The 9,400-nt window shown below is 63.7% G+C and carries 7 protein-coding genes; 5 read left to right on the forward strand and 2 right to left on the reverse strand.

Annotated elements, in window-relative coordinates; translation table 11 throughout:
- Positions 1-77 precede the first annotated feature (77 nt).
- Positions 78-1,580: a DUF5996 family protein gene (locus FJU11_RS05480; RefSeq protein ID WP_141166019.1), complete on the forward strand. Its 1,503-nt coding sequence runs from the start codon at positions 78-80 to the stop codon at positions 1,578-1,580.
- Positions 1,581-1,769: 189 nt separating this feature from the next.
- On the opposite strand, the gene FJU11_RS05485 is transcribed toward FJU11_RS05480, so the two are convergent.
- Complete coding sequence (locus FJU11_RS05485; protein ID WP_141166020.1) at positions 1,770-2,930, reverse strand: FAD-dependent monooxygenase; 1,161 nt, start codon at positions 2,928-2,930, stop codon at positions 1,770-1,772.
- A gap of 620 nt (positions 2,931-3,550) precedes the next feature.
- Positions 3,551-3,811 carry a hypothetical protein gene (locus FJU11_RS05490; RefSeq protein WP_141166021.1) on the reverse strand — a complete coding sequence of 87 codons (261 nt, stop codon included), beginning with the start codon at positions 3,809-3,811 and terminating at the stop codon, positions 3,551-3,553.
- Between FJU11_RS05490 and FJU11_RS05495 the strand changes: the two genes are divergently transcribed.
- The 4 genes from FJU11_RS05495 (at position 3,800) to FJU11_RS05510 (ending at position 8,924) form a co-directional block, all read left to right on the forward strand.
- Positions 3,800-4,624: a manganese catalase family protein gene (locus tag FJU11_RS05495; protein ID WP_141166022.1), complete on the forward strand. Its 825-nt coding sequence runs from the start codon at positions 3,800-3,802 to the stop codon at positions 4,622-4,624. The two genes, FJU11_RS05490 and FJU11_RS05495, sit on opposite strands and share 12 nt — an antisense overlap.
- A 261-nt stretch (positions 4,625-4,885) precedes the next feature.
- Complete coding sequence (locus tag FJU11_RS05500; RefSeq protein WP_141166023.1) at positions 4,886-6,202, forward strand: cytochrome c; 1,317 nt, start codon at positions 4,886-4,888, stop codon at positions 6,200-6,202.
- Positions 6,199-6,663, forward strand: a complete 465-nt coding sequence (locus FJU11_RS05505) for a (2Fe-2S)-binding protein (protein WP_141166024.1) — start codon at positions 6,199-6,201, stop codon at positions 6,661-6,663. The genes FJU11_RS05500 and FJU11_RS05505 overlap by 4 nt, the downstream gene beginning before the upstream one ends.
- Positions 6,660-8,924, forward strand: coding sequence for a xanthine dehydrogenase family protein molybdopterin-binding subunit (locus FJU11_RS05510; RefSeq protein ID WP_141166025.1), 2,265 nt, complete (start codon positions 6,660-6,662; stop codon positions 8,922-8,924). The genes FJU11_RS05505 and FJU11_RS05510 overlap by 4 nt, the downstream gene beginning before the upstream one ends.
- The last annotated feature ends 476 nt before the right edge of the window (positions 8,925-9,400 follow it).

Below are 9,400 nucleotides of genomic sequence, written 5' to 3' on the forward strand. Positions count from 1 at the left end.
GACTTTCAACGCAAAGGCCGGGTGCACTGTCTTCGACTGCCAACCGCTACCGGCGTCGTCTCGATGGAGGTTTCGGAATGAAGAGCAAGATCTGGCCCGAACTCGATTACCTGAACTGGCGCGAGACCTGTGCCGCGCTCCATCTCTATCTGCAGATCGCCGGCAAGTATCGGCTCGCGCACACGCCATGGGTCAACCATTCCTGGCACGCGACCTTCTACGTCACATCGCGCGGGTGGAGTTCTTCCCTCGTTCCGGACGGCCCGGGGATCGAGATCCTTTTCGACCTCATCGATCATCGTGTCGTCGGCCAGACGGCGGATGGGCGCTCGGCCGATTTCGCGCTGGAGCCGATGACGGTCGCCGACTTTCACGCACAGTTCGTGGAAATGGTGAAGAACCTCGGCGGGACACTGGACTTCGACGGCAGCCCGAACGAAATTCGTGATCCGGTTCCGTTCACCGAAGACGATCGTGATCGCCCCTACGACGCCGAGGCCGTGACCCGCTTCTTCCGTGCGACGGTCGCCGTCGATCGCGTCTTCAAAGCGTTCCGGACATCCTATGTCGGCAAGGCGAGCCCGGTGCACCTGTTCTGGGGCTCGTTCGACCTGGCCGTCACGCGCTTTTCCGGCCGCGCCGCTCCACTCCATCCGGGCGGCGTCCCGGCGCTGCCGGACGACGTGGCGCAGGAAGCCTACGACCGCGAAGTCTCGTCGGCCGGCTTCTGGCCGGGCGGCGGCGGTCTCGACTACCCCGCGTTCTATTCCTACGCCTACCCGACGCCGAGCGCCTTCCGGTCGGCAAGCGTCGAACCCGACGACGCCTTCTGGAGCACCGAGCTTTCGGAATTCGTCCTGCCCTACGAAGTGGTACGCGCCGCACCCGATCCCGACGCAGCCCTCATGGCCTTTCTTTCGAGCACCTACGAGGCGGCGGCCGATCTTGGCGGTTGGGACCGGGAGAACCTCGAATGCGGGATCGGCCGTCCACGGGTCGTGCGGCCCGTTCGCGGGATCGAGAACGGGAACGCCGGCACCGCGAAGCCGATGCCGACGGAACCGGTCCGGCGCGAGGACGGACCGTCGAAAGGGCGATACCTGCTCGAAATCGACGGGCATCTCGCCGAGATGACCTACAGCCATGCCGGCGTCACGCTTCTCATCATCGACCATACGGAAGTACCCGGCGCCCTGCGTGGCCGGCGGATCGGCGAGCGGCTGGTGTCCCAGGCGGTCGTCGACGCACGCGAAAACGGCATGGCGATCCTGCCGCTCTGTCCCTTCGCGAAAGCCCAGTTCGAACGCCATCCCGAATGGCACGACGTCCTGCACGAGGATCTCCGGATGAGTGCCTCGAACGAGAAAGACAGCGTTTGGTTGGAAAAATGGCTCGATGCCGTTCGTGACGGCGACGCGACCATGAGCCAACGTGCACGTTCGGCGATCGAAAGGCACGGTGGCCTCGAATGTGCAACGGCGGCGGCGCGCTGCCGAGGTTTGCACCTCGTGGAACTGACCGACGACAAGGGAAACGTGCTCGTTGCGGCGAGCCGCCACGCATTCAGATCGCTGTGCTGATGTTTGGGCGATGCTTCGACGTGTTTTCCGTCGGCCTCGAACAGGCTCACAACACGAACGATGTGCAACCGGGACGGTAGAAAGCCCACCGCTCGTGTCCGCTTCCTCGAATTCCTCCACAATGTGGATCGGAAGTTTCGACACCGCAGCCGCCGATTGATTTCATTCAGGCGTCCGCGAGCCCGCACCCTACACATCGAACGTGCCGGCGCGTATGCACTCGTCGCGCTCGGCGAGTTCGGTCTCGTCGGCGGGGAACATCATGGCCATGCCCTGGGTGATCGCCTTCTCCTGAACGTCGCGGACGAAGGCGCGGAGGCCTTCGTGGTAGTCCCGGAAAGCCGCGACATGATCGTTTCTATGGCGGCCCAAGGCATCGGCCAATCGTGCCGCGCCGATCAGCGCCATTGAGCCGCCCATGCCGGCGAGCGGCGAAAGGCAGTAGCCGGCATCGCCGACCAGCGCGATGCGCCCTTTCGACCAGTCGGGCATGCGGATCTGGTTCAGTTCGTCGAAATAGAAGTCGTCGTCGGCATCCAGATGCGCGAGGATGGCCGGCACCTTCCAGCCGATCCCGGCGAAATGGTCGTGGATCATGGCGCGTTGGGCAGCACGGTCGCGATGGTCGTAGTCGATCGCCCGGTCGCTTCGAAAGGCGAGCGCGATGTCGGTCCGGTCTTCATAGCCGTTCAGGAGCGCCGTGCGGCCCGGTAGGCTGAAGATTTCGGTGACGTTCGCCGGCAGCAGCCCGGTTTCGGCGACGACCTTGATGAAGAAATAGCCGCCCATGAAGCGCGAGGACATTTCCGCCTCGGCGAAAGCCAGACGACGGGTCTTCGAGCGGTTGCCGTCGCATCCGATGACGAGCGTGTAGTCCGCCTTCGAGCCGTCGTCGAACGTCACGCTCACCCCGTCGGCGCCATCGTCCAGCCCGACGATCGAACGTCCGAAGATGATTTCGATTTCGTCGGCGACGGCGGCGAACAGGATCGCCGACAGGTCGTCGCGATGGATCTCGTATTGCTCGCCCTGCGCCGGCGGCTGTGCGGGGAGCTCGCCGGCCGTCGTGTCGTCGGCGTTCTTGAACGCGACGCTACGCGGTGGCAGCGCCCTGGCACGGACCGCGTCGAGCATGCCCATTCGGGCAAGCACGTCGATCGTCTCGCCTTCGATGTCGACCGGCGTGCCGCCCCGTCGAAGCGCGTTCGCGATCTCGACGACCGTCACCCGGTATCCGAGCCGGTTCATCCACCAGGCCGTCGCGAGACCAGCGAAACCGGCGCCGCTGATCAGGACCGAGGGGCCGTGCGGAGGCGCGGCGTGCGTGGCAAGGGAGGATCGTGCGGCCATGAGAACTATCGAACCGAAAGTCTGATCGGATGGTGAGGGCTGCTTGATGACGAAACGTGTCATCATGACGTCGGCCAAGCGAATTGGCCGAACGAGAAGTCTCGATTGCCCGGAGAGAAAGAATGAGGTTCAGGCTCCCGGGAGGGACTCTGGCGTTCTCTCCGCAGCGTGTGTGGCTCTCGCCGACGTTACCGTTCCGGACTCGCCGCTTCGATCGAAGACGACTTTGGTGCCTTTCGCGGGGGACCCGCTGGTCGCGCGGGCAGCGGCACTGAAACTGCCCTCCGGATCCACGATCGCCGAAAGGCCGATCGACCGGGGTCCCGCGACACCCTACTCCGGCATGACCCCGTTGCAGGACGCTCCACAGATGACGGGCACGTCACCGAACCGATCTTCGACGATCCGAAGCACGTCGTCCGCCGACCGGTCGCGGTCATGGGACAGAGAGATGAAGCAGGGGTGACATTCGTCCCGGTCGGTTGCTCACGGAACGAAGCCGTTGCGTCGCTGCCCGAGGCGGTGACCGCAGAAATAGAGATCGTACTACAAAGCCCTACTCATAAATTATCGACCGCCGCCGCTTAATCAGAACCCCTTTATCGTGCTGATCTTACCGTTCAGTTCTCGGTTTTATCTTCTTCAAAACCGACGGCTGCAAGCCGATCAAAACAGCGTGATAATCGAACGGGTCGGCGATCGACCCTGCGAAGAAATTTTATGCCGAATAAAATACTGCGTGAGCAAAACGTGTTCTTGTCATGTTCGTAAACGTTCCAGGCGGTCGAAGAAATATAAAAGACAAAACCGAGGAACGGAAAATGTTCGCTGGGTCTTCCTGCAGCATACCCGAAAAAGGAAAACCCCAAATGTTCCACCATTCCGCGAATCTCCAATACGCAGTCCGCGTCGATACGCCGGATCCGCAGTTCGCCAAACTTCTTCAGCAGGCCATCGGCGGCGTCGAAGGCGAAATCCGCGTCGCCATGCAATATTTCTTCCAGGCAATGGGTGCGCGCGGGGACGACAAGTACCGCGACCTCCTCATGGCCACGGCGACGGAAGAACTCTCGCACATCGAGTTTCTCGGCCACGCCGTCGCGCTCAACCTCGAGGGCGCGCCCGTGACCGTCCAGGAAGACGCCGCGAAGGATCCGCTCGTCAATGCGATCCTTGGCGGCATGAACCCTCGGCACCTGCTCTCTTCGGGGCTTGCCGCCATGCCGGTCAACGCCAACGGCGTGCCGTTCGACATGAGCCACGTCTACGCCACCGGCAACATTGCCGCGGACATGATGGCCAACGCCATGGCGGAGGGAAGCGGCCGTGTGCTTGCAGCACGTCTTTACAACGCCACGGACGACAAGGGCATGAAGGACATGCTTTCCTTCCTGATCGCGCGTGACACCATGCATCAGCAGCAATGGATGGCGGTGATCGAGGAACTCGGCGGCCTGGAAGCGATGATGCCGATCCCGAACTCGGTTCCCGAAAGCCATGAGGCCACGGAACATTCCTATTATTTCCTGAATACGCTTTTGGATCAGGACGCTCCCGAAGGCCGGTGGACATCAGGCCCCTCGATGGACGGGAAAGCGGAATTTTCGGTCAAGCAGAAGCCGGAGCCGGAAGGACAGAAGCCCTCGCTCGGCCGCGCGAAGCCGAATTCCGGAGCGCAGAAGGAACAGATGTAGCGCTCTGTATACGGCAGATTAGAAAAGTGGAGGCTTGCCCGGTTCTTCCGGACGAGCCTTTTTTGCGGTGGACTACCTAGCGACGTGATCGAGACCGGTCTTCGTAAACATACGAACGCTGCCGTTCACCCTTTTGGTCCTAAGCTTCGCTGAAACCATGCGACTTCCGATCGCATTGTTCGATCATCGGCATGCGGGTATCGCGTGCGTGCAAGCGTCGCGGTTCGTCCGTAACTGCGGCTTTCGGTCGGGAGGAATTTCATGGCTCGCTTCGGCCGTATCATTGTTGGCCTGGTAGCGATCGTCATCGTTGTCGGCATCGGTTTCTGGGCGTGGGCGAGCGAGCCGGCGATCGATCCCGTGTCGCGGCCGGCGGCCGGCCAGTTTTCCAAGGCCAGCATTGCGAAGGGGGCCGAACTCGCGGCGCTCGGCAATTGCCAGGCGTGCCATACCAGACCGAACGGCAAGGCCTATGCCGGCGGCTACCCGGTGGAAACGCCGTTCGGCACGATCTACGGCTCGAACATCACGCCCGATCCGGACACCGGCATCGGCAAGTGGTCGGAGGCGGCCTTCCGCCGTTCGATGCACGAGGGTCTGCGCCGCGATGGCGGCCACCTCTATCCGGCGTTCCCCTATACGCACTTCACGAAGGTCAGCGACGCGGACATCAAGGACATCTACGCGTTCCTGATGACGCGGCCGGCGGTCCACAACACGGTGCCCTCCCCGGACCTGCCCTTCCCGCTCGACATCCGAATGGTCATGGCCGGCTGGAACCTGCTGTTCTTCCACGAGGGCCGCTACCAGCCGGACGGCAGCCAGAACGCGGCATGGAACCATGGCGCCTACATCGCGGAAGGGCTCGGCCACTGCGCCGCCTGCCACGTGCCGATGAACATGTTCGGTGCGGAGAAGACGGACAAGGGCTATGCCGGCGGCAACGCGGCTGGATGGCACGCACCGGCGCTCGACAAGTCCTCGCCCTCGCCTGTCGGCTGGACGAAGGACGAACTTGCGGGCTATCTTCGCGGTGACATGACGCCCCATCACGGCGTCGCGGCCGGCCCCATGGCCGACGTGACGAAGGTGCTCGCCGAAGTGCCGCACGCCGATGTCGAGGCGCTATCGACCTATATTCTCTCCAAGGGCGCGACGAAGCCGGCCGACGCCCGCAAGGCGGCGATCGCCGATGCCGGCAAGAAGAGCTTTCAGGTGACCACGGCGCAGAAGGCGAACTTCAAGGGTAGCGCCAAGGATGGCGAGGCGATCTTCGCCGGCGCTTGCGCCTCGTGCCATTTCGACGGCGGGTCGCAGCCCTTCTACCGCCCCGTCGACCTTTCGCTGAGCAGCGCCGTCAACGCGCCGAACGCCACGAACCTCGTGCAAATTATCACGCACGGCGTAAAGCCGGCCGCGGGCGGAAGCGGCCCGATCATGCCGGGCTTCGGCGACGTGCTGACCGACGACCAGACGGCGAGCCTCGTCGGCTACGTCCGCAAGCACTTTACCGGCAAGCCGGCATGGGACCATGTCGACAAGGCCATATCGACGAGCAAGGAAACCGCCGGACAATGATCACCCTCACGGTCAACGGCAAGACGCACCAGGCCGAAAGCGATCCCACGACGCCGCTGCTCTACGTCCTGCGCGACGAGATGAAGCTGAACGGCGCCAAATACGGCTGCGGCCTCGGACAATGCGGCTCCTGCACGGTGCTGCTCGAGGACAAGCCCGTGTTCTCCTGCCAGATCCCGATTTCGGTGCTGGAAGGCCGCAAGGTCACCACCCTCGAAGGGCTCGGCACGATCGACGAGCCGGGTCGCGTCCAGAAGGCGTTCATCGACGAACAGGCCGCGCAGTGCGGCTACTGCATCGCCGGGATGATCATGCGTTCGGAGGGGCTCCTTCGCCGGAACGCATTTCCGAGCGATGCCGAGATCCGGGACTGGATGCAACCGAACCTGTGCCGCTGCGGAACGCACAGCCGAATCCTGAAGGCCGTTCGCCGCGCGGCCAATGCGGAGTCGGGCGCATGACCATCCGGGGCGATCGAGGGTTCAGCCGTCGCAGTTTCCTGAAGGGCAGCGGGCTCGTCGTCAGCTTCGCGCTGCTTCCAGGCGTCGCCTTCGCGCAGGACAAGACCGACGGGCCGAAGGGTCCGCCCTTCGGCGACATGAAGTCGACGCCCTATCTCGATTCGTGGATCGGCATCGACGAGAGCGGCAAGGTCACGATCTTCAGCGGCAAGGCCGAGCTCGGCCAGGGCATTATGACCGCGCTCATGCAGTGCGCGGCCGAACAGCTCGCGGTGACGCCGGATCAGGTCCGCATGGAGATGGCTTCGACGGCATCGACGCCGGACGAGGGCTATACCGCTGGCAGCAATTCCATGGCCGGCAGCGGAACGGCCATCCTCAACGCCGCGGCACAGATGCGCACGATCCTGATCGGCTGGGCGGCCGACGATCTCGGCGTCGACAAGACAACGCTCCATGCCGAGAACGGCGTGGTCAAGGGCGACGGCGGGAAGAGCCGGGCCTATGGCGACATCGTCAAGGGCCGGTCGCTGCATGTCGAAGCCGATGGGACCAGCGACCTGATTCCGCCGGATCGATACAAGGTCATGGGCAAGAACCATCCCCGGCTCGATATACCGGCCAAGCTCACGGGCGCGCCGATCTACGTCCAGGACATGCGGCCCGACGGCATGCTGCATGCCCGCGTGGTGCGCCCGCCGAGCTACACATCGACGCTACAAAGCGTCGACACGGCCGCGGTCTCCAAGATGCCGGGCGTCGTGAAGGTCGTGCACGAAGGCGATTATCTGGCGGTGGTCGCCAAGGGCGAATACCAGGCGATCGTCGCGCTGCGCGCGCTTCAGGAAGCGGCGAAGTGGCAGACGCCGAAGGCCCTGCCCAAGGAAAGCACCATCTACGACATGCTGAAGTCGATGAAGACGGACGATTCCGTCATCGACAAGCGTGGCGACGGCACGCTTCCGGAAGGCCGCCCGGTCGTCAGCGCGACCTATCGCCGGCCCTACATGATGCACGGCGCGATCGGCCCGTCCTGCGCGGTGGCCGAGTTCACGAACGGCAAGCTTACCGTCTGGACGCATTCGCAGGGTGTCTTCCCGCTCAGAAAGACGCTCGCCGACATGCTGTCGATGCCCCTCGACGCGATCGACTGCATCCAGGTCGAAGGTTCCGGCTGCTACGGCCACAACGGCGCCGACGACGTCGCCGCCGATGCCGCGATCATCGCCAGGGCCATGCCGGACAAGCCGATCCGCGTCCAGTGGATGCGCGAGGACGAGCATGGCTGGGAGCCCTACGGTTCGCCGATGATCGCCGAGGCGAAGGGCACCCTCGACGACGACGGCCGTATCAGCGGCTGGAACTACGAGCTGTGGAGCATGACCTTCAGCACGCGACCCGGCGGGTCGGCGAACAACCTGATGCCGGCCTGGTACCTGCCGAAGAAGTTCGGTCCGCCGAAGGGTGGACAGATCCCGCTGCCCGGCGGCGGCGGAGACCGCAACGCGATCCCGACCTACGATCTCGCCAACACCCACGTCCTCTATCACTATATCGACGGCCCGATGCCCATTCGCATCTCGGCGCTGCGCTCGCTCGGTGGCTATCTCAACACCTTCGCGGTCGAGAGCTTCATGGACGAGATGGCGCTCGCGGCGAAGACCGATCCCGTCGCCTTCCGCCTCAAGCACGTGAAGGACCCCCGTGCGCGCGACGTCATCGAGATGGCGGCCGGGAAGTTCGGCTGGAAGAAGGCCGAGAAGCTGCCGCCCTATCGCGGGCGCGGTTTCGCCTATGTGCGCTACGAAACGGTGAAGGCTTACTGCGCGCTCGCCGTCGAGATCGAGGTCGATCCCGTCAGCGGCCAGATCCGGGTCCGACGCGCCGTCGCCGCGATCGACAGCGGCAACGCGGTCAATCCGAACGGCATCCAGAACCAGATCGAAGGCTGCATCATCCAGGCGACGAGCTGGTCGCTGCACGAACGCGTCGCGTTCACCGAGACCGAGATCATGAGCCGCGACTGGAGCAGCTATCCGATCCTGCGCTTCGACGGCGTGCCGGACAGCGTCGAGGTGCACGTGATCGATCGTCCCGGCGCACCGTTCCTCGGCACCGGCGAAGCCGGTATGGGGCCGACGCCGGCGGCGATCGCCAACGCGCTCTACGACGCGACCGGCCTGCGCATGCGGGACCTTCCGTTTCACGCGGAAGCGGTTCGAACGGCAATGCTGGGCCCAGACGCGAAGACGAAGGCCTGACGCGTTGATCGCGAACCTTTCTGTCGGGTTATCGTTTCCGCCTCCGTACGCGTTCTACAAACGATCTCTTACTCGATGGAATGAGACAGCCCTGTCGAGATCGCCTCGGGACAGAATGGCCGATATGTCACCTGTCGTGGTGAGAAACGACGTTTCGGTCTCGCATTGATCGACCGGCATTGTCTGATCGTCTTCATTTGACGCAATTATGCGCTGAAGTCTCCGGATCGAAGACATCGAGGGGGCGGCGCCGGAACGCCGCCCCCTCCCATTTCGGTTTTGCGGAACGGGGAACCCGAATAGATCAGGCTCCCCGCACCTTGCTTTTGTTCGAGCACCGTTGACGACGCCGGACTGTTCCAGTCCTGCCGGACGATGCGCTAGTTGTGGAGCCTCAACAGGTTGTCCCGATCGAGACCGAGGCGGCTGATGGGCACGGTGTCGTTTATCCCGCCATGGGGACGGTGCCAATTGTA

This window comes from Pararhizobium mangrovi (genome assembly GCF_006516965.1).
Lineage (GTDB): Bacteria > Pseudomonadota > Alphaproteobacteria > Rhizobiales > Rhizobiaceae > Pararhizobium_B > Pararhizobium_B mangrovi.

Coding starts and splice junctions, on each gene's coding strand:
- FJU11_RS05480 (WP_141166019.1), top strand. CDS start 78: ATGAAGAGCAAGATCTGGCCCGAACTCGATTACCTGAACTGGCGCGAG.
- FJU11_RS05485 (WP_141166020.1), bottom strand. CDS start 2,930: ATGGCCGCACGATCCTCCCTTGCCACGCACGCCGCGCCTCCGCACGGC.
- FJU11_RS05495 (WP_141166022.1), top strand. CDS start 3,800: ATGTTCCACCATTCCGCGAATCTCCAATACGCAGTCCGCGTCGATACG.
- FJU11_RS05490 (WP_141166021.1), bottom strand. CDS start 3,811: ATGGTGGAACATTTGGGGTTTTCCTTTTTCGGGTATGCTGCAGGAAGA.
- FJU11_RS05500 (WP_141166023.1), top strand. CDS start 4,886: ATGGCTCGCTTCGGCCGTATCATTGTTGGCCTGGTAGCGATCGTCATC.
- FJU11_RS05505 (WP_141166024.1), top strand. CDS start 6,199: ATGATCACCCTCACGGTCAACGGCAAGACGCACCAGGCCGAAAGCGAT.
- FJU11_RS05510 (WP_141166025.1), top strand. CDS start 6,660: ATGACCATCCGGGGCGATCGAGGGTTCAGCCGTCGCAGTTTCCTGAAG.